This window comes from Duganella sp. Dugasp78, from assembly GCF_059491455.1.
Map to the genome: position 1 here is coordinate 180,020 of NZ_CP168506.1, position 25,458 is coordinate 205,477.

Consider the following 25,458-nt stretch of genomic DNA (forward strand, 5'->3'; position numbering starts at 1 on the left):
ACCGGAGTGCTGAAGATGAGCATAGCTGCACCGTCCAACCCGAAGGAAATCACCCTTCGCGGCATTATCCTGGGCATTCTGATAACGCTGGTATTCACGGCCGCTCAGGTCTACCTCGGCCTGAAAGTGGGCCTGACCTTCGCCACCTCGATCCCGGCGGCCGTCATCTCGATGGCGCTGCTGAGCGCCTTCAAGGACGCCACCATCCAGGAAAACAACATCGTCCAGACCATCGCCTCGGCCGCCGGCACGCTGGCGTCGGTGATCTTCGTGCTGCCCGGCCTGCTGATGGTGGGCTGGTGGGCCAAGGTGCCGTTCTGGCCCACCTTCGGCGCCTGCGCCATCGGCGGCGTGCTGGGCGTGATGTACACGATGCCGCTGCGCCGCGCGCTGGTGTCGCAGTCCGACCTGCCGTATCCCGAGGGCGTGGCCGCCGCCGAAGTGCTCAAGGTCGGCATGGCCTCGCGCGCCGGCGCCGCCGAGGGCAAGGCCGGCCTGTGGGCCGTGATCTGGGGCAGCGTGGCCTCCGCCGTGTTTGCCGCCGGCGCCGCCGTCAAGCTGATGGCCGGCGAAGTGGCGATCTACTTCCGCACTGGCGCGGGCGCCACCGGCATCGGCGCATCGAGCTCGCTGGCCCTGATCGGCGCCGGCCACCTGATGGGCATCACGGTCGGCATCGCGATGCTGGCCGGCCTGGTCATCGCCTGGGGCATCATGGTGCCCTTGATGACGTCCCTGTCGCCGGCCGCCGCCGGCGTCGACGCCAGCGCCCACGCGCTGGGCATCTGGTCCAAGGAAGTGCGCATGATGGGCGCCGGCGTGATCGGCATGGCCGCGATCATCACGCTGGCCGGCCTGGCCAAGCCCATCCTGGGCGGCCTGAAGTCGGCGATGGAATCGGCCCGCAAGGCCAAGCTCAATGGCGGCGTGCTGGACCGCACCGAACAGGACCTGCCGATCTTCGTGGTCGGCCTGGTCACGCTGCTGTCGATGGTGCCGGCCGGCTGGCTGCTGGCCAGCTTCCTGCAGGGCGGCCCGCTGTCGTCGCTGGCGTTCCCGCTGGTGGCGGTCGGCATCGGCTACATCCTGATCGCCGGCATGTTCGCCGCCGCCGTCTGCGGCTACATGGCGGGCCTGATCGGCTCCTCGAATTCGCCGGTGTCCGGCATCGCCATCCTGACCATTCTCGGCGCCGCGCTGAGCGTGGGCATGGTGGGCCGCAGCATCATGGGTCCTGAAGTGGCGCAGGCGCTGATCGCCTACGCGCTGTTCGTCACCACCGTGGTGCTGGCGGTGGCGGTGATCGGCAACGACAACCTGCAGGACCTGAAGACCGGTCAGCTGGTCGACGCCACGCCTTGGAAGCAGCAGGTCGGCCTGCTGATCGGCGTGATCGCCGGTTCCTGCGTGGTGCCGCCGGTGCTGGAGCTGCTCAATCACGCGAACGGCTTCGTCGGCGCGCCCAACCTCAATTCGATCTCGGACCAGCCGCTGGCCGCGCCGCAGGCGCTGCTGATCTCGACGCTGGCCAAGGGCGTCATCGGCGGCCAGCTGCGCTGGGACCTGCTGGGCTATGGCGCGCTGGTCGGCCTGGTGCTGGTGGCGATCAACTTCGCGCTGAAGAAGTCCAGCAACGGCAAGTACTCGCTGCCGCCGCTGGGCGTGGGGCTGGCGATCTACCTGCCGAGCGCCGTGATCACGCCGGTGTGCATCGGCGCCGTGACCGGCTACCTGTTCGACCGCGCGATGGAGCACAAGGTCGGCGGCGACACCGCCAAGCGCCTGGGCGTGCTGGTGATGTCGGGCTTCATCGTCGGCGAGAGCCTGTTCAACGTCGCGCTGGCCGGCCTGATCGTGGTCACCGGCAAGGGCGAGCCGCTGGCCATCGCCAACTCGCTGAGCGAGGCGCAGACCATGGTCATCGCGCTGATCCTCGGCGTCGCCATGGTGTGGGGCTTGTACCGCTGGTCGGCCACCAGCGGCCGCAACGTCGCCGCCTGATGCGGCACCCCGCCTGAAGTCCAACGCCCTGCCAGTCCGCAGGGCGTTTTCATTTGAACAGGTTCAGCTCGAATGGCCTCGAATTTTCATGCCGCCAGTATAGACGCCCCATGCAAAAATCAGCCCGTGCGGCATTCGTGCTCGTTTGCGTGTCTTGTTCTGTCTCGTTTTGTCTCGTTTGAACTTTGTGCAGCGCACAAGGTCTAACGAGACGGAACGAGACAAAACAAGATCAAACGCGCAAGGAGAACGAGCATGAATGCCGCACGTACCTGTGAACTGCCACCCGCTGCATACTCCGAACTGGAAAACTTTCTGCGCCAGAGCGGCAGCACGCTGTCGCCGGTGGAAGCGACCATCACATGCAGATTGCCGGCGACGGCCGCAACGCGTGGCGCGATCTCTGGATACTACTGCCCGGCAAAAAAACCTGGGCCAATGCGGCCCGCCTGCGCGACCGCTTGCAGCAGCGCGCCGCCAAGCAGCCCCTGTCCGCCGCCGACGCCATGACCGTCGCCGCGAAATCGATGAGCGACGCGCTAACCACCGCACTGGCGCTGGTGGAACACGCCAACCATCAATCGCAAAACACACTGGAGCGCCGCCTGCCGCGCTATCGCCGCGAAGTCGATCAATTGAGCGACGATCACTGATCCCGCACCGACATCTGCGATCACAGGTCGGCCAGCGCCTTCACATGCGCCACCACGCTGCGCCCCAGCGCCGACAGGTTGTAGCCGCCCTCAAGGCAGCTGACGATGCGGCCCTTGGCGTACAGCCGCGCCACCTCCATCACCTGCTGCGTCATCCACGCGTAATCTGCCTCGACCAGGCCCATGCCGCCGATGTCGTCCTCGCGGTGGGCGTCGAAGCCGGCCGAGATGAAGATCATCTCCGGCTTGAACGCGTGCAGCGCCGGCAGCCATTGCTCCAGCACGATCTGGCGCACCGCGTCGCCCTTGGTGTGGGCCGGCACCGGCACGTTGACCATGTGGCCGCCGACCGGCAGCGGCTCCGTGTACGGATAAAACGGATGCTGGTAGAAGCTGACCATCAGCGCACGCGGCTCGTCCAGCAGCGCCTCCTCGGTGCCGTTGCCGTGGTGGACGTCGAAATCCACCACCGCCACCCGTGCCAGACCGCGCGCGTCCAGCGCGTGCTTGGCCGCCACGGCGACGTTGTTGAACAGGCAGAAGCCCATCGGCTCCACCGGCCGCGCATGGTGGCCGGGTGGACGCACCGAGCAGAAGGCGTTGTCGATCTCGCCGTCGATGACGGCGTCGGTCGCGGCCACGGCGGCGCCGGCGGCGCGCTGGGCGGCCTGCCAGCTGTAGTGGTTGAGCGAGGTGTCGCCGTCGATCGGGTAGGTGCAGCCGGGCGCCGGCACGTTGTCGCGCACGATGGCGATGGCGTTGCCGCTGTGGTTGCGTTCCAGGTCCGCGATGTCCACCAGCGGCGCCTCGCGATGGTCCAGCAGGTCGCTGATCTGCGAGGCGATCAGCTGGTCGGCGATCGCCTGCAGGCGCGCGGGGGATTCGGGGTGCCAGTCGCCCATGTCGTGGCGGGCGCAATCGGGATGGCTGTAGATGGCTGTGGTCATGTGGCGGGTATCTGCTGCTTGTAGGCGCTAATCTACCATAGATATCGCGCGGGCCGGCCCGTCCGCCGCCACTAAATGAACAAAAAAGCAATTACCAAACGAAGGCCAAACCGCCGTGCCGCATGGTATCGCCTGGGCAGTTTCTCGCATAGAATCTGTACAGCGATCAACTCCCATCGATACCATGTACACAAAACTGCATGCCGTGGCCCGGCAGGTCGGCAGCATCATCGTCGGCAAGGACCTGCAAATCCGCCAGGCGCTGACCTGCCTGCTGGCCGGCGGCCACCTGCTGGTCGAGGACGTGCCGGGCGTGGGCAAGACCACGCTGGCGCATGCGCTGGCCATCTCGCTGGGGCTGCGCTTCAACCGCATCCAGTTCACCAGCGACCTGCTGCCGGCCGACGTCAACGGCATCTCGATCTACGAGCGCGAGAAGAACGGCTTCGTGTTCCACCCCGGGCCCATCTTCACGCAGGTGCTGCTGGCCGACGAGATCAACCGCGCCACGCCCAAGACCCAGTCCGGCCTGCTGGAGGCGATGGAGGAGCGCCAGGTCAGCGCCGACGGCGTCACCCGGCCGCTGCCGGAACCGTTCTTCGTCATCGCCACGCAAAACCCCACCCACCAGATCGGCACCTTCCCGCTGCCCGAATCGCAGCTGGACCGCTTCCTCATGTGCCTGTCGCTGGGCTACCCGGACGCCGCCGCCGAGCGCGCGCTGCTGATGGGCGAGGACCGCCGCGTGCTGCTCAAGGCCCTGCCGCCGGCCATGACGCCGGCCGAGCTGGCCGGGGCGCAGCTGTCGCTCAGGCAGATCCACGCGGCGCCGGCGCTGATCGACTACGTGCAGGCGCTGGCCGCCGCCTCGCGCCAGAACGGCCTGTTCGCCGAGGGCATGAGCCCGCGCGCCGCCATCGCGCTGCTGCAGGCCGCGCGCGCCTGGGCCGCGCTCGAGGGCCGCGACCACGTGCTGCCGGAGGATGTGCAGGCGGTGCTGGTGCCGGTGTGCGCGCACCGGCTGCGGCCGCTGAAGTCGGCGCACGGCGTGGCGCTGGCCAGCCGCGACCTGGTGCTGCAACTGCAAAAGTCGGTGCCGGTCTAGGCGGCCATGGGCGGCCCGCTGTCATCGCTCTATCGGAAGGCCCGCGACAAGTGGCTGTTCCAGCTGGGCCCCAGCGAACCGGGCGAGGTCACGCTGACGATGCGCCGCGTCTTCATCGTGCCGACCCGGCCGGGCCTGGCCTTCGCCGGCCTGCTGCTGCTGATGCTGATCGGCGCCCTCAACTACAACCTCGGCCTGGGCTTCGCGCTGACCTTCTTTGCCGGCGCCTGCGCCGTGGCCGACATGGTGCAGACCGCCGGCAACCTGGCCCGCCTGCAGCTCGCGCCCGGCCGCGCGCAGGCGGTGTTTGCCGGCGAGGAGGCGCAGTTCGAACTGCACCTGCACAACCGCGGCAAGCTCGATCGCTACGCCGTCTGGCTGGGCTTCCAGGCCGACGGCGAGCCGCGCCAGGTCACCGACATCCCGGCCGGCGGCGCCAGCGCGGTGCGGCTGTCGACCGCCACCACCGAGCGCGGCTGGCTGCAGGCGCCGCGCATCCGCCTGGTCACGCGCTTCCCGCTGGGCCTGTTCCGCGCCTGGAGCTACTGGCGGCCGGAGCTCAGGGCGCTGGTGTATCCGGCGCCGGAAGTGCCGGCGCAACCGCTGCCGTCCAGCGGCGCCGCCAGCGAGGACGGCCACGGCACCGTCGGGCTGGACAATTTCGCCGGCATCCGCAGCTACCAGCCGGGCGACCCGATGCGCCACCTGGCCTGGCGCCAGATCGCCCGCCACGATCCGGCGCTGGGCGGGCAGCTGGTCACCAAGCATTTCGACGGCGGCGCGGTGGCCGAGCTGTGCCTCGACTTCGCCGAACTGCCGCTGCAGATGGACCTGGAACGTAAGCTCTCGCGCATGGCGGGCTGGGTGCTGGAGGCCGAGCGGCGCGCCCTGCCCTACACCTTCCGCCTGGCGCAGCACGAATACGGCCCGGCGCTGGGCGACGCCCACCAGGCCGCCTGCCTGCGCGCGCTGGCGCTGTTCGGCCGCGAGGGACAGGCATGAGCGCCGCGTTGCCGCCTGCCAGCGCCGGCACCAGCGCCGGCGCCGGCGCGCGCGCGCGCCTGGCGCTGCGCCTGACGCGCGACAAGTCCGACACCCTGCTGCTGCTGGCCGCCGCGCTGATGGTGCTGGCGCCGCACTTCGAGCACCTGCCGCTGTGGACCAGCGCCGTCGTGTGCGGCACGCTGCTGTGGCGCGCCGCCATCACCTGGCGCGGCAAGCGCATGCCGCCGCTGTGGCTGCTGCTGCCGGTGTCGCTGGCCGCGATGGCCGGCGTCTACCGCAGCTACCACACGCTGCTGGGGCGCGACGCCGGCGTCGCCATGCTGGCGCTGCTGCTGGCCCTCAAGCTGCTGGAAATGCGCGCCCGGCGCGACCTGTTCGTGGTGATCTTCCTCAGCTTCTTCGTGCTGCTGACGAATTTCTTCTACTCGCAAACCATGCTGACCGCGCTGTGCATGGGCGCCACCTTGATCGTGCTGCTGACGGCGCAGCAATCGTTCCAGTACACCGGCGCCGTGCCGCCGCTGCTCCAGCGCCTGCGCACTGCCGCCAAGACCGCGCTGCTGGCCGCGCCGCTGGCGCTGCTGATGTTTGTCGGCTTCCCGCGCATCCAGGGCCCGCTGTGGGGCCTGCCGGGCGACGCCCACAGCGGCCACACCGGCATCTCCGACAGCATGGCGCCGGGCACGCTGTCCTCGCTGGCGCAGTCGGACGCGGTGGCCTTCCGCGTGCGCTTCCTCGACAACAAGATGCCGACGCAGGACCAGCTGTACTGGCGCAGCATCGTGCTGGGCGACTACGACGGCCGCACCTGGACCCGCGTGCCGCGCCGGCGCGGCCTGCAACGCCTGGAAGTGAGCATCAGCACGCGCGGCCAGCCGCTGCGCCACGAGATCACGATGGAGCCCACCAACACCCGCTGGCTGGCGGCGCTGGAACTGAGCGGCCCGATGCTGTCGCTGCCCGGCTACCGCGTGCGCGACTCCGACGAACTGGAATTTTTCACCAGCGAGCCGGTCACGCAGCGCGTGCGCTACGACGCCAACGCCTGGACCGACTTCCGCGTGCAGGCCGACGAGCAGGCGCAGCGCATGGTGCGCTGGACCGAACTGCCGTCCGGCTACAACCCGCGCACGCTGGCGCTGGCGCGCACGCTGCGCCGGGCCGCCGCCCCGTCCACCGCCGACGACGCCCCGCTGTCCGCGCGCGAAGCCGCCGGCGCCGCGCTGCAGGCGATGCAGCGCTTCCACGACGGCGGCTACGTCTACACGCTGCAACCGCCGCTGCTGGGGCGCGACGCGGTCGACGATTTCCTGTTCGGCAGCAAGGCCGGCTTCTGCGAGCACTACGCCGGCGCCTTCGTGGTGCTGATGCGCGCCATGGGCGTGCCGGCGCGGGTGGTGACCGGCTACCAGGGCGGCGAACTGAACCCGGTGGACGGCTACCTGACCGTGCGCCAGTCCGACGCCCACGCCTGGGCCGAGTTCTGGACCCCCGGCGCCGGCTGGCGCCGCGTCGACCCGACCGCCGCCGTCGCCCCCGAGCGCATCGCCCACAACCTGGCGCAGGCGCTGCCGCAGCCGTCCGGATTCGGCCTCGGCCCCTTGCTGAACCTGCAAAACGACCCCAATTCGTGGCTGGGCAAGCTCAGATTCCACTACGCCGCGTTGAATAATGCTTGGAATCAATGGGTCCTGGATTACAATCCAGAGAGGCAGCGAGGTTTCCTTGAGGAACTAAGCTCGGCCTTCGCCAACTGGCGCAGCGCACTCGGTGCGGCGGCGGTGTGCGCCCTGCTGGCGGGGTGGTACTGGCGGCGGCAACAGCGGCCGCTGGCGCCGCTGGACGGGCTGTACCAGCGTTTTTGCCGGCAGCAGGCGCGCCACGGTTACGCGCGCCGCCCGGACGAAGGCCCGCTCAGCTACGCCGCCCGCCTGCGCGACATGCAGGCCAGCCCGGACAAGCATGCCGCGATGGAGAAATTTTTAACACTGTACGGCGCGCTGAAGTATGGCGTCGCCGGTTCCGAATCACGCTCGGCGTCGCTGACGACGCTGAAAAAACTGCTAGCCTTATGCCGATGAAGACTCTGATTACCGCCCTGCTGCTGGGCGCCGCCACCTTAAGCCAGACCGGACAGGCCGCCGTCGACCCTTACGGCTACAAGCTGCCGCCCAGCATGCAGCCAAAGAAAAAAGCGCCGGCCGTCAAGAAGGGCCCGCCGCCGATCGACTACGTCGGCGAGTTCGTCAACTTCGGCGAATGGAAGGAAGTGCGCGCCTTCCTCGACGACATCGCCACCCGCGACGGCTTCGACCGCGCCGCGCTGAATACGCTGATGAGCCAGGTGCGCTACGTCGACTCGGCGGTGCAGCTGGTCAAGCCGGCGCCGCCGGGCAAGCCCAAGAACTGGCAAGCCTACAGCCGCCTGATCGTCGACCCGGTGCGCATCGACCACGGCGTCAAGTTCTGGAACGAGAACCGCGAGGCGCTGGAACGGGCCGAGGCCCTGTACGGCGTGCCGGCGGAAATCCTGGTCGGCATCCTCGGCGTGGAAACCGTGTACGGCCGCAACACCGGCCGCTTCCGCGTGATCGACGCGCTCACCACGCTGGCCTTCTCCTACCCCGAGGCGCCGCAGCGCGCCGAGCGCATGGCCTTCTTCCGCGGCGAGCTGGAGGCCACGCTGCTGTTCGCGCGCCAGAGCGAGATCGATCCGCTGTCGCTGCGCGGCTCGTTTGCCGGCGCCATCGGCATGCCGCAGTTCATGCCCAGCAGCGTGATGAAATACGCGGTGGATTTCGACGGCAGCGGCAAGATCGACCTGCTCAACTCCGGCACCGACGCCATCGGCAGCGTGGCGGCCTTCCTGACCGCGCACGGTTGGCAACGCGACATCGGCGGCCCGCTGGTATACTCCGCCGCCGTCTCGCCCAACCGCGCCTGGGAAAGCCTGACCAACCAGGGCTTGAGCGCCAGGTACCGGCCGCAGGAACTGGCGGCGGCGGGCGTCACCACCACGGTGCCCGTGCCGGAACAGCAGACTTACGGCCTGGTGGACTTGCAGAACGGCGCCGAACCAACCGAGTACTGGCTGGCCAATAATAATTTCTTTACGATCACGCAATACAACCGCAGTTATTTTTATGCGATGTCGGTGGTGGAACTGGGGCGGGCCGTGCGTCTGGCGCGCGGCGGTTTGTAAGGAAGCGTAAAGAGTGTTGCTGTACAGACTTACCGGCTGTATTGTTTAGTTGACACTTGGAAATTATTTGTACAAACTTGCGGTAACAGGACGGCAAACGTAAGCCGTTCTACAACAAAATTAATTTATAATTAACTTTGCGTGTTCATTAAAAGTGCGCACAGGCAGCTTAGCATATAAGAGGGTGTATAATTCTCACACAATGTTGCAACCGGACAACAATAACCCGTGGCAATCAGGTTTTTTTATTGCTTATGAGTATTAGAAGGCGCGTTGTTGTACAATTGTGTATATATTATGAAACTTGTTATCCCGGAATCCGTCCGTGTGTGAATTCGTTCCTTGGTAAGGATGAACATTAACGCAGCAAAGCGAGCTCCGAGTGTTGTACTTTGCAGGACAACTTTACAGAAGGAAAAGACGAAATCATGACAAACCAAGTCGGCATAGATATGAACAACGATGCGGATGGCGATGATCTGCTGCAATACAATCCCAACCGCCTGCTCGATACCCTGATCGAGAACCTGCGTCTGAAAAACGATGCAGCCCTGTCGCGCGCGCTGGAAGTCGCGCCGCCGGTCATCAGCAAAATCCGCCACCACCGCCTGCCGGTTGGCGCCTCGCTGCTGATCCGCATGCACGAAGTGAGCGACCTGAGCATCCGCGACCTGCGTTACCTGATGGGCGACCGCCGCAACAAGTTCCGCATCAGCGACAAGCAGTTCAAGCCTAAAGAAGGCGAACCAGGCGGCCAGAGCTGATTCTAGCCGTCGTCCTGCAGCGACTCCCTCCCCTGATCCAGGGGAGAGGGTAGCAACACCTTACGCCGGGAAGACCCCGGTCGACAAATAGCGATCGCCGCGGTCGCAAACGATGAACACGATGGTTGCGTTCTCCACCGTTTGCGAGATGCGCAGCGCAATCTCGCAGGCGCCTGCCGCCGAAATCCCACAGAAGATGCCCTCCTCGGCAGCCAGGCGGCGCGCCATGCGTTCTGCCGCCGCCTGCGACACCGCCTCCACCTGGTCGACCCGCGCGCGGTCGTAGATCTTGGGCAGGTAAGCCTCCGGCCATTTGCGGATGCCGGGGATCGACGAGCCCTCTTCCGGCTCGGCGCCGATGATCTGCACCTTGGGATTCTGTTCCTTCAGATAACGCGACACCCCCATGATGGTGCCGGTGGTGCCCATGGCGCTGACGAAGTGCGTCACGCGGCCTCCGGTGTCGCGCCAGATTTCCGGGCCCGTGCCTTCGTAGTGGGCGCGCGAATTGTCGGCGTTGCCGAACTGGTCGAGGATGATGCCCTTGCCGTCCTTCTGCAATTGCTCGGCCATGTCGCGCGCGTATTCCATGCCGCCGGTCTTGGGCGTCAACATGATCTGGGCGCCGTAGGCCGCCATGCTCTGGCGCCGCTCCACGCTCAGGTTCTCCGGCATCAGCAGCAGCATCTTGTAGCCGCGCAGCGCGGCCGCCATCGCCAGCGCGATGCCGGTGTTGCCGCTGGTCGCCTCGATCAGCGTATCGCCCGGCTTGATGTCGCCCCGCTCCTCGGCGCGCTTGAGCATGGACATGGCGGCGCGGTCCTTGACGGAACCGGCCGGGTTATTGCCTTCCAGCTTGCCCAGTATGACGTTGTTGCGTGCCAGCGCGTCGGCGCCCGGCAGGCGCGTCAGCTGCACCAGCGGCGTGTTGCCTATCGTGTCTTCCAGAGTCTTGTAAGCCATTGTGTTCTATCTTCAGTTATTTCGCCAAAACAGGCATTTTAATCCGAGTTGGCGGACCACGTATTGCGCCGGCCTCCCTCCTAAGTGTTTACACCGGGAGCCGGCCTTGCGCTAGACTTGCACCACTCCTGTCACCACCCTCATTTCCGCGGAATCGTCATGGCTACAACCCCTATGGAACTGCTCCCCGAAGACACGCCGGACGAGCCGACCCCGATATCCAACCTCGACCTGGAAAAGCGCCAGCACCAGATCTTTCCCACGCTGAGCGCGACCGACATCAAGCACATGATGCGCTTCGGCCATGTGCGCCATTTCAACGACGGTGAAATGATCTTCGAGGCCGGCAAGACCAGCTTCGGCCTGATGCTGGTGCTCAAGGGCGGCATCGAAGTCAGCCGCTACGACGGCCTCGGCAACACATCCTACATCACCACGCACAAGCCGGGGCAATTCAGCGGCGAAGTATCGCAACTGTCGGGCCGGCCGTCGCTGGGCAACGGCAAGGCGGACGGCGCGGTCGAGGTGCTGGTGGTGCCGTCCGAGTCGCTGCGCGCGCTGCTGGTGGCGCATGCCGACCTGGGCGAGCGCATCGTGCGCGCGCTGATCCTGCGCCGCGTCGGCCTGATCGAGCAGAACTCCGGCGGGCCGGTGATCGTCGGCCCGCGCGGCCACGGCCGCATCCACACCTTGCAAAGCTTCCTGTCGGCCAACGGCCACCCGCACACCGTGCTCGACCCGGAACTGGACCAGCAGGCCGCCGACCTGATGGCGCACTACCAGCCCAAGCCGGAAGAGCTGCCGCTGGTGGTCTGCCCGGACGGCGTGGTGAAGAAGAATCCGACGGTGGTCGACATCGGCCGCTGCCTCGGCATGCTGCCCGAGATCGACAGCGAAAAGATCTGGGACGTGATCGTGGTCGGCGCCGGCCCCGCCGGCCTGGCGACGGCGGTGTACGCCGCGTCCGAAGGCTTGTCGGTGCTGGCGCTGGAAACGCGCGCCTACGGCGGCCAGGCCGCCGCCAGCGCGCGCATCGAGAACTACCTGGGCTTCCCCACCGGCGTCTCCGGCCGCGCGCTGGCCGGCCGCGCCTACGTGCAGGCGCAGAAGTTCGGCGTCGAGGTGGCGATCCCCGCCCCGGCCGCCCGCCTGATCTGCGACACCTATCCGCTGCAGGTGGAAATGTGCGGCAGCCTGCAACGGCTCAAGGCGCGCACCGTGGTGCTGTCGTGCGGCGCGCGCTATCGCCGTCCGTCGCTGGCCAACCTGCGCCAGTTCGAGGGCAAGGGCGTGTACTACTGGGCTTCGCCGATCGAGGCCAAGCTGTGCAAGACCGAGGAGATCGTGCTGGTCGGCGGCGGCAACTCGGCCGGCCAGGCGGCGGTGTTCCTGTCGGGCCACGCGTCCAAGGTGCATATGCTGATCCGCAAGGACAGCCTGGCCTCCACCATGTCCAGCTACCTGATCGAGCGCATCCAGGCCACGCCCAACATCGAGCTGCACACGCACACGGAAATCGTCGCGCTGGAAGGCGATGACGACGGCCTGAAGCAGGTCCGCATCCGCAACGCGCTGAACGAACAGGAATGCGACTACGACGTCTGCCGCGTGTTCCTGTTCATCGGCGCCGATCCGAACACGGACTGGCTCAGCGACTGCGGCGTGGACGTCGACGCCCACGGCTTCATCCGCACCGGCTTCGACGTCACCAAGGCGCAGTGCCGGGCCAACTTCGCCGACGGCGTGTATCCGCGCGACCTGCCGTCACGGGCGGCGCTGGAGACCAGCGTGCCGGGCGTGTTCGCCATCGGCGACGTGCGCGCCAGCTCCACCAAGCGGGTCGCCGCGGCGGTGGGCGAAGGCGCGGCCGTGGTCTCGCAGATCCACGCCTTCCTGGCCAACCTGCCGGCCGACAAGGTGTTCAGCTAAAGTGTCCGGCCCAAGCCGGCGCTAGGCCCGGCCTGGCAGCGCCAGCCGGGCGGGCCGCGCCGCCCGCGCCTGCGGCTGCCGTTGCAAGGCGGTCTGCGCCTCCCCCTTCAGATGGAATACCTGGACGGACTGCGCCAATGCCTGCGCATGTTCCTGCAGACTTTCCGCCGCCGCGGCCGCCTGCTCCACCAGCGCGGCGTTTTGCTGCGTGATGTCGTCCATCTGCGTCACCGCGCGGTTGACCTCGCCGATGCCGGTGCTTTGCTCCTGGCTGGCGGCGGTGATCTGCGCCATGATGTCGGCCACTTTTTGCACCGAGCTCACCAGCAGCGTCATGGTGCTGCCGGCGTCGTTCACCAGCTTGCTGCCGGCGTCGACCGTTTCCACCGAGGCGCCGATCAGCTGCTTGATCTCCTTGGCCGCCGCCGCGCTGCGCTGCGCCAGGTTGCGCACCTCCGAGGCCACCACCGCGAAGCCGCGCCCCTGCTCGCCGGCGCGGGCCGCCTCCACGGCGGCGTTGAGGGCCAGGATATTGGTCTGGAAAGCGATGCCGTCGATCACGCCGATGATGTCGACGATGCGGCTGGAACTGGCTTTGATCGAGCCCATCGTATCGACCACCTGCGCCACCATCGCGCCGCCCTGCACCGCCACGGTGGAGGCGTCGGCCGCGAACTGATTGGCCGAGCGCGCGCTTTCGGCGTTCTGCCTGACAGTATCGGTCAGCTGCTCCATCGAGCTGGCGGTCTGCTCCAGCGAGCTGGCCTGGGCCTCGGTGCGCGACGACAGGTCGGCATTGCCGCGCGCGATCTCGTCGGTGGCCACCATCATCTCGTCGGTGCTGGAGCGGATGCGGCCTATCATGCCGGTCAGGTTGGTGTTGATGGTGTTCATCGCATCCATCAGATGGCCGACCTCGTCGTCGCGCTCGATGCGGATGTCGTGGTCCAGGTCGCCTGACGCGATATTGCGCGCGGTGTCGATCGCGTGGTCGAAGCTGAGTTTGATGTGGCGGTAAATCATGAACAGGCAGATCAGCGACACGCCGACCAGCAGCGCCAGCAGGGCGATCGCGGTCCAGAACGCCATATTGGTGCTGTGGCTCGAGGCCGCGACCGCCGCGCCGGTGCGCTGGTCCAGCAGCACCAGGAATGCATTCACCGGCTGCATGATCTTGGCCTTGTTCTGGTGGTACTGCTCGTCGTGCATGATCTTGCGCGCCATCTCGGGATCGGGCGGCCCGGTCTTGCTGAACTTGCCGCTGCCGTCGTCGAACAGGCCTTTGACGGCGTTCATGGCGATGACCTCGGTTTTCACCAGCCCGTCCGAATTGGCCTGCGCCTCTTTCAGCTTGCCGAATTCCTCGTCGGTGAAGCCGGCCTGGCGCATCAGCTCGGCCAGCGCGATGGTGGCGCCGTCGGGCGTCGGTTTGTCGATGCCGGCCGCGACGAAGTCCCAGTAGATGCGCTCGTAATGCTGCGGCCGCGGCTTCTTGCCGTTGCGGATATCGAGGATGTCGAGGTATTCCTTTTCGTACTTGGGGTCGCCGGTGACGACGTAGGTGCGGGCCAGCCGGGTCAGGTCGTCCGAGCTCTGCCGTAATTCGTCTGCCAGCAGGTAGGAGTGATAGCGCGCCTCGTTGGCGCGGTTCAGCTCGGCTTCCTTGGTCGCGATGCGCATCAGCGCCCACAAGGTCAGGCTGGACAGCGCGAGGCTGACCAGGAAGAACACGATGAAAATATTCTTGATCGAGAATTTGCTTTTCATGAAAGCCCCCAATGATCGGTTCTCCGATGATTGTAGACCCAAGCGCACTAATCTGGCGCGTTACATGAAATGGCTGGCAGCACTGTTGCTTTCAAGTGCTGTCGCCTTGCTAACGAGCGCTATTCCGGCTCGCGCGCCCACTGCTGCATCGGCGCCGTCTTCATGAAATCGATCACCAGCGCAGTCGCTTCAGGCAGGGACTGCTTGCGCGAAGTCGCCACCACCACCCAGTCCTGCTCATCGGTAAGCGCCTCGACAAAGTAGAGGTCAAATCGACGGTAGCTGAAATCGAACACCGCACCCGCCGGGTGAGGCCCGTCGCCGCGCGGCTTATCCTTGCTGCCCTCGTAATATTTCTGCGACTCCTTGCGGTGCGAAAAACTCAACACTACCAGCGGACCGGCCGCGGCATTGGTCTTGTCGGCCAGGCTATAGACGCAGTCCCGTGGCGTCTTCCTGACCTCCACCATCACCGACGCCTGGAACAGCCGTTCAAGCTGCGCCAACGGGAATGGCGCCGCAAGCAGCGCGCGGCACCGGGCCATATTCGGCGTGTCCCGTGCGCTCACTGGCGGCGCCGACGCGGCCAGCGCGTCGATCTCGAAGTCGCCGTCATCGACCAGCCGCTCCCAGCCCTCGAACTTGCCCAGGCCGCGCGTGCGGGCGATCGACAGCAGCAGGCTCTGCCCCGGCGCCGGCCGTTCCGGCTGCAGCTGGTAGACCGGATCGGCGAACGCCTGCGCCGGCGTGGTGATGGTCCAGCCCATGTCGACGAACTGCTGGATCACGTCCTTGAGCCACAGCGCGTTGATCAGGTTGTGGTGCATCAGCATGACTTGCGGGATATCGCGCCCCTCCAGCTTGCGCGACAGGTCGCGGTAGGCGGTGGCGCGCTGGCGCACATGCGCGAGGTAGGCTTGCTTGATCGGCGCGATGTCGGCCTTGGGATCGGCGCGCAGCACCTCGTTCAGTTTTTCATCCAGCCGCCAGTCGCTGGTATCGAGACTGACGTAGGCATTGCGATAGCCGCTCTGCTTCAGGAACGCCCGCATGCCATCGCGCTTTTCCGGCGTATTGCCTTCGCGCAGAAAGGTGTAGCGGAACCACTTCTGATAGCCCGGCAAGGTCGCGGTGATGCGGTCGCAGTCCCGCACTTCCTGCTGGTACTGCGCCAGCGAGAGCTGGGCGCTGTTCAGGTCCGGATGGGTCATGGTGTGATTGCCGAGCGCGTGTCCTGCCAGGCCCCATGCCTTGGCCAGCGCATAGCCGTCCGGCTGGTCGGCGCCGTTACCGCAGGTGACGAACAGCGCCGCCTGCACATGGCGCGCGGCCAGCGCATCGAGCAGCGCCTGGTTGCGCTGCTGCGGCGACAGCAGCGGCGTCGTTTCCAGCCTGGGTCCGTCGTCAAACGTGAAGGCCACCGATTGCGCCTGCGCGGTGGCGGCGCACAGCGCGGCGGCGATGACCAGGGCGCGGCCCAGAGCCGGAATCAATGACGTCATTGTGCAGTTCTCTCCTTGATACGTTTCAGTTGTGCCGACTGGTAGGCGCCGAAGGCGTCGTTGAACAGGCAGCGGATCAGCGGATCATCGACGATGTCGGCGTCGGGCGGCGCGCCGTTGATGCGCATATACATCGACGTCAGCGACTCGCCCAATGCCAGGCCCGCGTACAGCTTGGCGATGGGGATTTCCGTCATCCAGGTCGGCGCTTCCTCGTCGCCGGCCAGCGCGATGGCGTCGCCGTGTCTGCGGTAGCGGAACTGCTGCGCCACGCCTTCATGATCGTAGACCGACAGCTGCCAGATGCAGGGCGTTTCGAAATAGCTGTCCGGCGTCAGCTCCATGTCGCGGTATTTTTCCAGCAGGCCGGTGCGGCAGTAGTCCAGCGCCAGCGCCGTGTGTTCGGCGCTTAGCGGAGCGAAGTGACGGGCGATGTCGGACGTCGGTGGCGGCGCGATATCGGCATCGTATTCGTAGTCGACATCCTGCCCGCCGACCGGCAGCACCCATGACAGCGGCGCGGACGGCGTCAGCCCTTGCGGCGTCAGCTCCACCGACACCGAGGGATTCAGGCGCACCACGGCGGCACCGGGCAGCCAGGCGCTCACCTCTTCTGCGAACTGGCGGTAGGTGATCGGGAACAGCGCGTGGTTATACCAGGACCACGGCTCCTGCACGAACTGGCAGGAACTCGGCACCACATAGCGCGGCGCCAGCGCCTGCAACTGCTCCGGCCATTCCTCCGGCAGCACAGGTGCGCCGCCCTCCGCGCGCGACGGCGCGATGACGTCGATCTCGCGCATGGTCTGGAAAGGCCACAGCACCATGTCCCACGGCGCATAGGGCTTGAGCTGCTCCAGCGTTTCCGGGTCCATCCACGAATCAACCACGTTCAACACATTCAGGCCGACGGCGCGGATATGGAACATCGAATCGACATCGGAGTCCAGAGCCTTGCGCGGAATGACTTCGATCGCACCGACCTGCACCGGCGCATCCACCTTCAACGGCAGCACGTTGACGAAGCCCAGCGCGCGTATCATCGCGAACAGTTCGTCGAACAGGCAGTACAGGTAGATCGGCGTATCGCGGTCGAGCAGATCCAGGCTCTCCAGCGAGCAATGGTCGTCATGGAAATGCGAGATGAAGACCGCGTCCGGCTTCCACCCACGTATCTGAGCATGATCGAAACGCACATCGGGAAAGGCGTGGCAATTCCTGCTGAACGGGTTTTCAAATATGGGATCGAATGCGATCAGCGTGCCGTCGCATTCGAAGACATAGCCTGCGTGCAGGATGCGGGAGATTTTTAGCGTCATCCCGCCATGTTATCACCGCAACGGCGTCGGATAGCTGGCCGGGCTGGCGTTGCCGTCGTTGTCGATGGCTTGCACGCCGAAGTAGTAGTTGTCCTTCGACAGCGGCACCGTGAACTCGGTGGCCTTGCCGACGAACTGGCTGCCCTGCCATTCGGCCGACGAGGTGTCGCGCCAGACGATGCGGTAGCCCGCCAGGTCCGGCTCGGCGTTGGCTTGCCATACCAGCTCGGTGTCGTTCTGCAGCTTGGCTGTGCGCACCTGCACCTTGGCCGGCGCGGCCGGCGCCAGCGACAGCGACGACAGCGCCGCCGCGTTCACCCGCGCCACCTGGGCGATGTAGTTGAAGTCGTCGTACTGAGGCAGGTCGCCGATCAGCACGCCGTTCTCGGTGCGGATGTTCTGGTGCTGGTGGTTGAAGTCCTCGGCCGGCTCGGTGAAGCGCAGCGCCGCGTAGCCACGCTCCAGGAACGGCATGTGGTCGCCGCCGCGCAAATAACGGTCGCGGCGCTGGATGATGTTGACCCTGAACTTCGGCACATAACGCTCGCCGGCCTCCTTCACCGCCCGCGCCAGCTGGCGCGACAGCGAATCGTTCTCGCCGCCGGTCTGGATCAGCGTGCGCACAACGTCGCTGTTTTCCTTCTGCACCGGCAGGCCTTCGGCGAACAAACGCACCTGCGTGTTGTCGACCTTGCCGTGCTCGTCGTGCGAGCTGCCGATGATGTCGTTGGTGAACATGCCGGCGATGTTCAGGTTCTTCAGTTTGGCCTGCTCGGCCCAGTGCGCCGCGCCCAGCAAGCCCTGCTCTTCCGCCGCCACCGTCATGAAGACCAGCGTGGCGTCGAATTTATACTTGGCCATCACGCAGGCCATCTCCATCACGGCGGCGGTGCCGGAGGCGTCGTCGTTGGCGCCGGGCGCGTCGCCCCTGGCGTCCATGACGTCGGTGTTGCGCGAGTCGTAGTGGCCGCTGACCACGTACATCCGGTCCACGGACGCAGGCTGCGTGCCCGGCAGCGTCGCCACCACGTTGACGATCTCGGTCGGACGGCTGATGCGCGCGGAGACCGGCGCGATGTGGCTGTCGAACGCCACTTGCAGGCGCCCGCCCTGGGCCGCGCCACAGCGTTCCAGCTCGCTCTTGATCCAGCGCCGTGCCGCGCCTATGCCTTCGGTTTCGGAGACCGTGTCCGACATCGTGTGGCGTGTGCGGAAGCCAGCCAGCTTGTGGATATAGCCTTCGATACGGGCCGGCGAGATCTCCCGCACGATCTGGTCGATCTGGGCCTGGTGGCGATTGGTATCGGGCGCGGCCGCGAAGGCCGGCCCGACGGCCAGCAAGGACAGGATAAGGGACTTGCAATACATCGGCGGTCTCCGGTGAAAAGATCGCGATATCTTCTCACGGAAACACAAAACCCGCAGCGTTGCCGACCGGGAAAGAAACAACTATTCCGCCGCTTCCGTCACCATTAACATGGCCTCGAACTTAAGCAGCGGCACCGGCCTGCTAAAGAAATACCCCTGCACCAGGGAGCAGCCATGCGTCGACAGGTAGTCCGCCTGCGCCTGTGTTTCAACCCCCTCCGCGACCACTTCCAGCTGCAACGCCGTTGAAATCGATAGCATGGCCTTCACCAATTCGTACTGCCGGCGTACGTGCGGAATACCCTGCACAAACGACTTGTCGATCTTGATCTGCGCCACGGGGAAGCGGTGCAGATAACTCAACGCTGAATAACCGGTACCAAAATCGTCGATCGAGATCGAGACGCCCATCCGGTCCAGCTCCGTCAGCATTTCCGCCACTTCCGGGCTATCCTCCAGCAGCAGCCCCTCGGTGATCTCCAGCTCCAGCCATTCGGCCCTGCATCCGCTGTCGGCCAGAGTGCGGCGTACCGCCCCCACCAGGTCGTTGCGCAAGAACTGGCGGGTCGACACGTTCACGGCCATCTTCACCGGCGTCGCCGACATCGCTTCGAGCCTGCGGTTCAAGTCCGCCACGGCGGCGCATGCGGTCGCCAGTACCCACTCGCCTATCCCGACGATCAGGCCCGATTCCTCGGCGATCGGGATGAACAGGTCCGGCGGCACCATCCCATGTCCCGGACGGTTCCAGCGCAGCAGGGCCTCCGCCCCGACCACGCGCCCGCTCGGCAAATCGATCTGCGGCTGGTAATGCAAGACCAGCTCCCCCTTGTCGCAAGCCTTGCGCAGCGCCGACTCCAGCTCCAGTTTTTCGGAGAATTGGGCCCCCAATTCCTTGGCGTAGAACTGGAAATTGTTGCGCCCCTTTTTTTTGGCGAAATACATGGCGGTATCGGCATACCTGAGCAACGCCTCCATCTCGACACTATCGTCGGGGAACATCGCAATGCCGATGCTGCACGATACGAACAGGTCACGGCCTTCGATCAGGAATGGTTCGGCCAGCGCTTGCAGTATTTTCCCCGCGATCGTATTCAGGTCGCCTTTGTCATGCACTTCCGGCAGCAGCACCCCGAATTCGTCGCCGCCCAGCCGCGCTATCGTGTCCGATGCGCGCACGGCGTATTTCAAGCGTTGCGCCACCTCGCACAGCAAGCGGTCGCCGGCCCCGTGCCCCAGCGTATCGTTGACTTGCTTGAAGCGGTCCAGATCGAGAATCATCAGCCCGATCCGGTCGGGAGACCGCTGGGCATGAGCGATCTCCAGGCGGATACGGTCGAACAGCAATGCGCGGTTCGGTAGCGTGGTCAAGCTGTCGTAAAAAGCCAGGTGCCGCACCTTCTTGCGATATTGGTCGATTTCCGTGATGTCGCGCCCGACCGCCAGCACCCGCACCACCTGGCCGGCGTCGTCGAATTCCGGACTCAGGCGGATATGGGTGCAGTATCCCCCGCTTTCCACCTGCCAGTGCAGTTCAAAATCGCGCGGCTCGCCCTGCTCGAATACCGCGCGCAACTTATCCACGTATTCCTGCGCGTGGAGGCCGCCGGGATACTCGATCGGCGTGGTGCCCAGGATACGTTCGCGGTCGCCCCCCAGGTCTGTGATCAGCCTCCGGTTGGCATATATCCGGCGGCAGTCCCGGTCGTAACGGGCGATCGTGTCGGGTGAGTTCTCTGCGAGCGTGCGGAATTCCTGCTCCCGGGTGAGCAACAGCGCCTCCATGCGCTTGCGCTCGGTGATGTTGCGGATCATGGCCATGTTGTAGCCCTGGCCGCCGGATTCAAAATAGTTCGCGACAATTTCAACCGGAAAAATACGGCCGTCCCTCGCCCGGTGGCGGCGCTCAAACGTCAGCGAGCCGCTGGCCTGGAGCTCGATCCAATGTTCCCTCCAAGTCGCTGGATCGCTGTCGGCATCGATATCCAGAACGCTCAAGCCCTTCAACTCCTCCTTGTCATAGCCCAGGCCCCGGCAAGCGTGCTGATTGGCATACGTAATTCTTGCCGCTTCATCGATCAGGAAAACTGCTTCCTCGATGTGATCGACGGCATAGTTCAACCGGACCAGCTCCTCTTCGCGCCGCTTGCGTTCCGTGATATTCCGGCTGATGCCGAGGACTCCGACCAGCTCCCCGCCGGCGCTCCGCACCGAGACCTTGCGGGTTTCCAACAACATGGGCTGGCCATCCCCGTCGACGCCGCCCCATTCTTCGTAAATGCGGATGCCGTCGGCCTGCATGGCCTCCCTGTCTTTCTGGCGGAAGGAATCGGCCAACGCGACATCGACGAAATCGTAGTCGGTCTTGCCGACGATGTCGGCTTGCGGCGCATTGAAGTAACGTTCGAAGGCCGGATTGCAGGCCACGTAGACACCATGGGGATTTTTCAACCAGATGTAATCCGGAAGCGTCGTCATCACGCTGGACAGACGGTGTCTGGATTCCTCGAGCGCGCGTTCGTTGTGCTTGCGCTCGGTGACGTCAAACATGAAGCCATGCCAGACCGTTGAGCCGTCCGATTCGCGTAGCGGGGTGGAGCGCGTCTCGACCCAGCGCTCCGGCAATCCCGGCCGGCAGACGCGGAAAACCAGTTCCAGCGGCGCGAGCATGACCACCGTCTCGGCCAGGGCGGCGTCGATTTTGGACAGGTCGGCGGGATGCAGCAACGCGCGCAATGGCGCCATGTCATGCTCCACGTCTTCCGGCTGCAAGCCATAAATGTCGGCGATACCGGGACTGGCGAAGGAAAAACTGAAATGTCCGCCGGACGAGCGGCGCAGGGTGTAGACGAAGCCCTGCACGTTGGCGACAAAGTGCGCCATGCGGCGCTCGGCTTCGCGCATGGCCGTCAGGTCGCGTGCGATGGCCAGCACAGTCGCCACCTGACCGTCCGTGCCGGGTTCCGGCACCAGCAGCACGTTGTAGTCGCGGCGCCGCTGGTCGCGGTCGATGCAGTCGAGATTGATCTGGTTGGCGGCACCGTTGGCAAACACGCCGCGTATGGCCTCCATGAGTTTGCTGCTCTGCGTCGCTCCGAGAGCCATGCCATCGCTGGGCGGACAGCCAATCAAGCCCGCCACCGGCGTGCCAAATATTCTGTCGACCGCCTGGTTGGCATAGAGCCGGCGGCAGTCCGGGCCATAGCGGTAAATCGGGTCGGGACTGTTCTCGGCCAGGGAACGGAACTGTTCCTCGCGCGCGATCAGGCGCTCCTCCATCGCCTTGCGTTCGGAGACGTCGATCATCAACCCGTGCCACTCGGTGGCGCCGTCCGGCTGCCTTTGCGGCGTGGAGCGGATTTCGACCCAGCGTTGTCCCCTATCGGGATGTTCGATGCGTATTTCGATACGGAACGGCGCCAGCGTGCTGGCCGTTTCCGCCATGAGTTTCCGGACGCGCGCCAGATCGTCCGGATGGTAGCGGTTGCGCAGCACGGCAGCGTTGGCGCGTATCTCTCCGGGATTCAGGGCGAGCAGGTTCTCCACGCCAGCGCTGGCATAAGGGAAGCTGGTATGACCGTCGGCCTCGACACGAACGGTAAACAGGAAGCCCGGCACAGCGGCAGCGACGGACGAAAGTTGTTCCTGCAGCTTGAGCTGCTGTAATTGAAGACGCGTTGCCTGACGCGCCAGACGACCGCGGGTAAGGGAACTCTTCGGCGCTCTGCGTCGAAAGATCAGGGGCATAGGCTTCTTCATGATCATGCACTTCGGTGGACCAGCACGGCTGGCGACGGCAGCGAGCTACGCGCAAACATGAATATAAATGAAGACAATGTTATTTCAAAATAGAAATTCTTATTAAATATAGAAAATATTCGTGAACTGGCGGATATGTTAACGCCCTTGGCTGATTTTGTTATAGGGATGGTGAAACGGACGCTGGAGAGAGCCGAACGCCCGCCTGGCGGCGGGCTGGCGTGCTGCGGAGGGGGATTACTTGGCGGCGGGCGCTGCGGTTTTATCTGCCTTGGCGCTCTTCGCCGCGGCCTTGTCGGCCTTGGCGGCGGTTTTGTCGGCGGACTTGTCAGCCTTGTCAGCCTTGGCGACCGGTGCCGCTGCGGCTGGCGCGCCTTCCAGCGGCTTGCCGTTCACCACCAGGCCCGCTTGCGACAGCTTGACGGCGCTTTTCTCGCCGATGCCCTTCACGCGCTTCTCGAGATCAGCCCAATCCTTGAAATCGCCTTTCTTGCGCTCTTCCATGATGGCTTTCGATTTGACCGGGCCGATGCCCTTGACCGCATCCAGCGCGGCGGCGTCAGCCTTGTTGACGTCGACCTGCGCGAAAGCGAAGCCCATCGTTGCGATCAGGGTCGCAACCGCCAGCAAAATTTTCTTGAACATGTCTCAATCTCCATGGTGGGTGAAAGGCGGCAAGCGCGCCTTGAACACCCTTAACGGCCAACCTCGACGGCGGTTGACAGATCGTTCATGAAGGTTTTATGACAACGGTCAAGCGCTGAACAGCTCCTCGCGCGTGACCGTCGCCGTGCCCAGCTTGCCGACCACGATGCCGCCGGCGCGATTGGCGGTCTGCACCGCCTCGTGCCAGCCGACGCCGGCGCCCAGCATGGCGGCCATGGTGGCGATCACCGTGTCTCCGGCGCCGGAGACGTCGAACACCTCGCGCGCCTGCGCCGGCATGTTGAATTGCTCGCCGTCGGTGTACAGGGTCATGCCCTCTTCCGAGCGGGTCAGCAACAACGCATCCAGCTTCAACTCGGTGCGCAGCTGCTGCGCCTTGGCGGTCAGCTGCTCTTCGCTGTGCCAGCTGCCGACGATGCGCTTCATCTCCGACTTATTCGGCGTCAGCACGGTGGCGCCGGCGTAGCGGCTGAAGTCGTCGCCCTTCGGGTCGACCATCACCACCTTGCCGGCGGCGCGCGCCGAGGCGATCATGTCAGCCACGTTGACCAGCGAACCCTTGGCGTAGTCCGACAGCACGATCACGTCGTAGTCGGGCAGCAGCGCCTTGAACTGCAGCAGCTTGTCGCGCAGCACGGTGTCGGTCGGCGCTTCCTCGAAGTCGATGCGCACCATCTGCTGCTGGCGGCCGATCACGCGCAGCTTGATGATGGTGGAGATGGCGTCGTCGCGCTTGAGGTAGCTGTGGATGCCGCCGCTTTGCAGCATCTGCTCCACTTCATTGCCGGCCTCGTCGGCGCCGACCACACCCAGCAGGCCGGCGCGCGCGCCCAGCGCGGCGGCGTTGCGCGCCACGTTGGCGGCGCCGCCCAGGCGCGCCTCGCGCTTCTCGATGCGGACGATGGGCACCGGCGCTTCCGGCGAAATGCGGCTGACATCGCCGAACCAGTAACGGTCCAGCATGACATCGCCTACCACCAGGATGCGCACTTTATCCAGTGCCGGTGCTTGATACGTCGTGACGTTGGTGCTCACAGATGCCTCGTTAAATGCGGGTCAGGATGGAACGGCCGATGCCGTGGTATTCGAAGCCTGCTTCGGCCATCACTTCCGGCTCGAACAGGTTGCGGCCGTCGAAGATGATGGCCTGCTTCAGCGACGCCTTGATGCGGTCGAAGTCCGGGCTGCGGAAGGCCTTCCATTCGGTCACGATCACCAGCGCCTCGGCGGCGGTCAGCGTGTCCATCGGGCTGGTGGCGAAACGGATGCGCGCCATTTCAGCGGCCGTCAGGTCCAGCTCCAGCACGCGCTTCGCTTCGGTCATCGCGACCGGGTCGTACACCGCCACCGTCGCGCCGCCGTCCAGCAGCTGCTTGATCAGCACGCGGGCCGGGGCTTCGCGCATGTCGTCGGTGTTGGGCTTGAAGGCCAGGCCCCAGACCGCGAAGTGCTTGCCGCTTAAATCGTCGCCGAAGCGCTTGACCACCTTCTGGCCCAGCACCAGCTTCTGCTTGTCGTTGACCGCTTCCACCGCGCGCAGGATCAGCAGGTCCTGGTCGTACTGGCGCGCGGTGCGTTCCAGCGCCTGCACGTCTTTCGGGAAGCACGAACCGCCATAGCCGGCGCCGGCGTACAGGAAGCTGTGGCCGATGCGCGGATCGGAGCCGATGCCGTGGCGGACCGCCTCGATGTCGGCGCCCACCTGGTCGGCCAGGTTGGCCAGTTCGTTCATGAACGAGATGCGGGTGGCCAGCATGGCGTTGGCCGCGTACTTGGTGAACTCGGCCGAACGCACGTCCATCCAGAAGGTGCGCTCGTGGTTGCGGTTGAACGGCGTGTACAGCTTCTTCATCAGGCCGTGGGCCTTCTCGCCCTCCGGCGTGCTGTCGCAGCCGATGACGATGCGGTCGGGGCGCATGAAGTCCTCCACCGCGGCGCCCTCTTTCAGGAACTCCGGATTCGACACCACCGAGAACTTGGACGCATCGCCGCGCGCGGCCAGCTCGGCCTGCACCGCGGCCTTCACGCGGTCAGCGGTGCCGACCGGGACGGTGGACTTGTCGACGATGACCTTGAACTCGGTCATGTGCTTGCCGATGTTTTTGGCGGCGGCCAGCACATACTGCAGGTCGGCCGAGCCGTCTTCGTCCGGCGGCGTGCCGACCGCGATGAACTGCAGGCAGCCGTGGGCGACCGAGGCGGCGACGTCGGTGGAGAACTGCAGGCGGCCGGCGGCGCGGTTGCGCGCGACCACTTCTTCCAGGCCCGGCTCGTGGATGGGGATGCCGCCGTTGTTGAGCAGGTCGATCTTCTTCTGGTCGACGTCGAGGCAGAAAACGTCGTTGCCCAGTTCGGCGAGGCAAGCGCCGGTGACGAGGCCTACATAGCCGGTGCCGATAATTGTAATTTTCATGTTTGTTCCGCCTTCTTGTTGAGCGCCGCCGCCCCGCCGTCATTCCCGCGCAGGCGGGAATCCATGCACTGCATGAATTCCCTCCATACTCAGCA

General features: G+C 65.4%; 18 protein-coding genes. 8 read left to right on the plus strand and 10 right to left on the minus strand.

Annotated features, from left to right (window positions below; all coding sequences use genetic code 11):
• Window positions 1-15 precede the first annotated feature (15 nt).
• On the plus strand, window positions 16-2,001 hold the full coding sequence (locus ACEN9O_RS00795; protein ID WP_495615772.1) for an OPT family oligopeptide transporter: 1,986 nt from the start codon (window positions 16-18) through the stop codon (window positions 1,999-2,001).
• Between the two features lie 362 nt (window positions 2,002-2,363).
• Window positions 2,364-2,654, plus strand: coding sequence for a hypothetical protein (locus tag ACEN9O_RS00800; RefSeq protein WP_495615773.1), 291 nt, complete (start codon window positions 2,364-2,366; stop codon window positions 2,652-2,654).
• A 20-nt stretch (window positions 2,655-2,674) separates the two neighbouring features.
• Here the strand turns inward: ACEN9O_RS00800 and ACEN9O_RS00805 are convergent, their stop codons facing one another.
• On the minus strand, window positions 2,675-3,601 hold the full coding sequence (locus tag ACEN9O_RS00805; protein WP_495615774.1) for a histone deacetylase family protein: 927 nt from the start codon (window positions 3,599-3,601) through the stop codon (window positions 2,675-2,677).
• A 184-nt stretch (window positions 3,602-3,785) separates the two neighbouring features.
• On the opposite strand from ACEN9O_RS00805, the gene ACEN9O_RS00810 reads away from it, so the two are divergent.
• The 5 genes from ACEN9O_RS00810 to ACEN9O_RS00830 all read left to right on the plus strand — a co-directional run bounded on the left by ACEN9O_RS00810 (window position 3,786) and on the right by ACEN9O_RS00830 (window position 9,677).
• Window positions 3,786-4,706, plus strand: coding sequence for an AAA family ATPase (locus tag ACEN9O_RS00810; RefSeq protein ID WP_495615775.1), 921 nt, complete (start codon window positions 3,786-3,788; stop codon window positions 4,704-4,706).
• 6 nt (window positions 4,707-4,712) lie between these two features.
• On the plus strand, window positions 4,713-5,708 hold the full coding sequence (locus ACEN9O_RS00815; RefSeq protein ID WP_495615776.1) for a DUF58 domain-containing protein: 996 nt from the start codon (window positions 4,713-4,715) through the stop codon (window positions 5,706-5,708).
• Window positions 5,705-7,792 carry a transglutaminase TgpA family protein gene (locus ACEN9O_RS00820; protein WP_495615777.1) on the plus strand — a complete coding sequence of 696 codons (2,088 nt, stop codon included), beginning with the start codon at window positions 5,705-5,707 and terminating at the stop codon, window positions 7,790-7,792. Before ACEN9O_RS00815 ends, ACEN9O_RS00820 begins: the two co-directional genes overlap by 4 nt.
• Complete coding sequence (mltB, locus tag ACEN9O_RS00825; protein WP_495615778.1) at window positions 7,783-8,913, plus strand: lytic murein transglycosylase B; 1,131 nt, start codon at window positions 7,783-7,785, stop codon at window positions 8,911-8,913. Before ACEN9O_RS00820 ends, mltB begins: the two co-directional genes overlap by 10 nt.
• A gap of 428 nt (window positions 8,914-9,341) precedes the next feature.
• A complete protein-coding gene (locus ACEN9O_RS00830; RefSeq protein WP_161087690.1) occupies window positions 9,342-9,677 on the plus strand; it encodes a hypothetical protein in 336 nt (111 codons plus the stop codon).
• Between the two features lie 60 nt (window positions 9,678-9,737).
• Here ACEN9O_RS00830 and cysM read toward each other — a convergent pair whose 3' ends face one another.
• Window positions 9,738-10,640 (minus strand): cysteine synthase CysM, encoded by a 903-nt coding sequence (cysM, locus tag ACEN9O_RS00835; RefSeq protein ID WP_495615779.1) that lies wholly within the window; start codon window positions 10,638-10,640, stop codon window positions 9,738-9,740.
• 159 nt (window positions 10,641-10,799) lie between these two features.
• Here cysM and ACEN9O_RS00840 point away from each other — a divergent pair, with 159 nt between their 5' ends.
• Window positions 10,800-12,569, plus strand: a complete 1,770-nt coding sequence (locus tag ACEN9O_RS00840) for an FAD-dependent oxidoreductase (protein WP_495615780.1) — start codon at window positions 10,800-10,802, stop codon at window positions 12,567-12,569.
• Window positions 12,570-12,590: 21 nt separating this feature from the next.
• Here ACEN9O_RS00840 and ACEN9O_RS00845 read toward each other — a convergent pair whose 3' ends face one another.
• The 8 genes from ACEN9O_RS00845 to ACEN9O_RS00880 all read right to left on the minus strand — a co-directional run bounded on the left by ACEN9O_RS00845 (window position 12,591) and on the right by ACEN9O_RS00880 (window position 25,363).
• A complete protein-coding gene (locus ACEN9O_RS00845; RefSeq protein WP_495615781.1) occupies window positions 12,591-14,336 on the minus strand; it encodes a methyl-accepting chemotaxis protein in 1,746 nt (581 codons plus the stop codon).
• A gap of 119 nt (window positions 14,337-14,455) precedes the next feature.
• Window positions 14,456-15,838 (minus strand): polysaccharide deacetylase family protein, encoded by a 1,383-nt coding sequence (locus tag ACEN9O_RS00850; RefSeq protein WP_495615782.1) that lies wholly within the window; start codon window positions 15,836-15,838, stop codon window positions 14,456-14,458.
• Window positions 15,835-17,157, minus strand: a complete 1,323-nt coding sequence (locus ACEN9O_RS00855; RefSeq protein ID WP_495615783.1) for an MBL fold metallo-hydrolase — start codon at window positions 17,155-17,157, stop codon at window positions 15,835-15,837. The genes ACEN9O_RS00850 and ACEN9O_RS00855 overlap by 4 nt, the downstream gene beginning before the upstream one ends.
• A gap of 12 nt (window positions 17,158-17,169) precedes the next feature.
• Window positions 17,170-18,525: a M20/M25/M40 family metallo-hydrolase gene (locus tag ACEN9O_RS00860; RefSeq protein ID WP_495615784.1), complete on the minus strand. Its 1,356-nt coding sequence runs from the start codon at window positions 18,523-18,525 to the stop codon at window positions 17,170-17,172.
• Window positions 18,526-18,606: 81 nt separating this feature from the next.
• Window positions 18,607-22,284, minus strand: coding sequence for an EAL domain-containing protein (locus tag ACEN9O_RS00865; protein ID WP_495615785.1), 3,678 nt, complete (start codon window positions 22,282-22,284; stop codon window positions 18,607-18,609).
• 237 nt (window positions 22,285-22,521) lie between these two features.
• Entirely contained in the window at window positions 22,522-22,929 is a 408-nt protein-coding gene (locus ACEN9O_RS00870) for a ComEA family DNA-binding protein (protein WP_495615786.1), read from the minus strand.
• A 108-nt stretch (window positions 22,930-23,037) separates the two neighbouring features.
• The gene (gene rfaE1 / locus ACEN9O_RS00875; protein WP_495615787.1) at window positions 23,038-23,985 is read right to left on the minus strand and encodes a D-glycero-beta-D-manno-heptose-7-phosphate kinase; all 948 of its coding nucleotides are present in this window, start codon (window positions 23,983-23,985) and stop codon (window positions 23,038-23,040) included.
• A gap of 10 nt (window positions 23,986-23,995) precedes the next feature.
• Complete coding sequence (locus ACEN9O_RS00880; protein ID WP_495615788.1) at window positions 23,996-25,363, minus strand: UDP-glucose dehydrogenase family protein; 1,368 nt, start codon at window positions 25,361-25,363, stop codon at window positions 23,996-23,998.
• Window positions 25,364-25,458 lie beyond the last annotated feature (95 nt).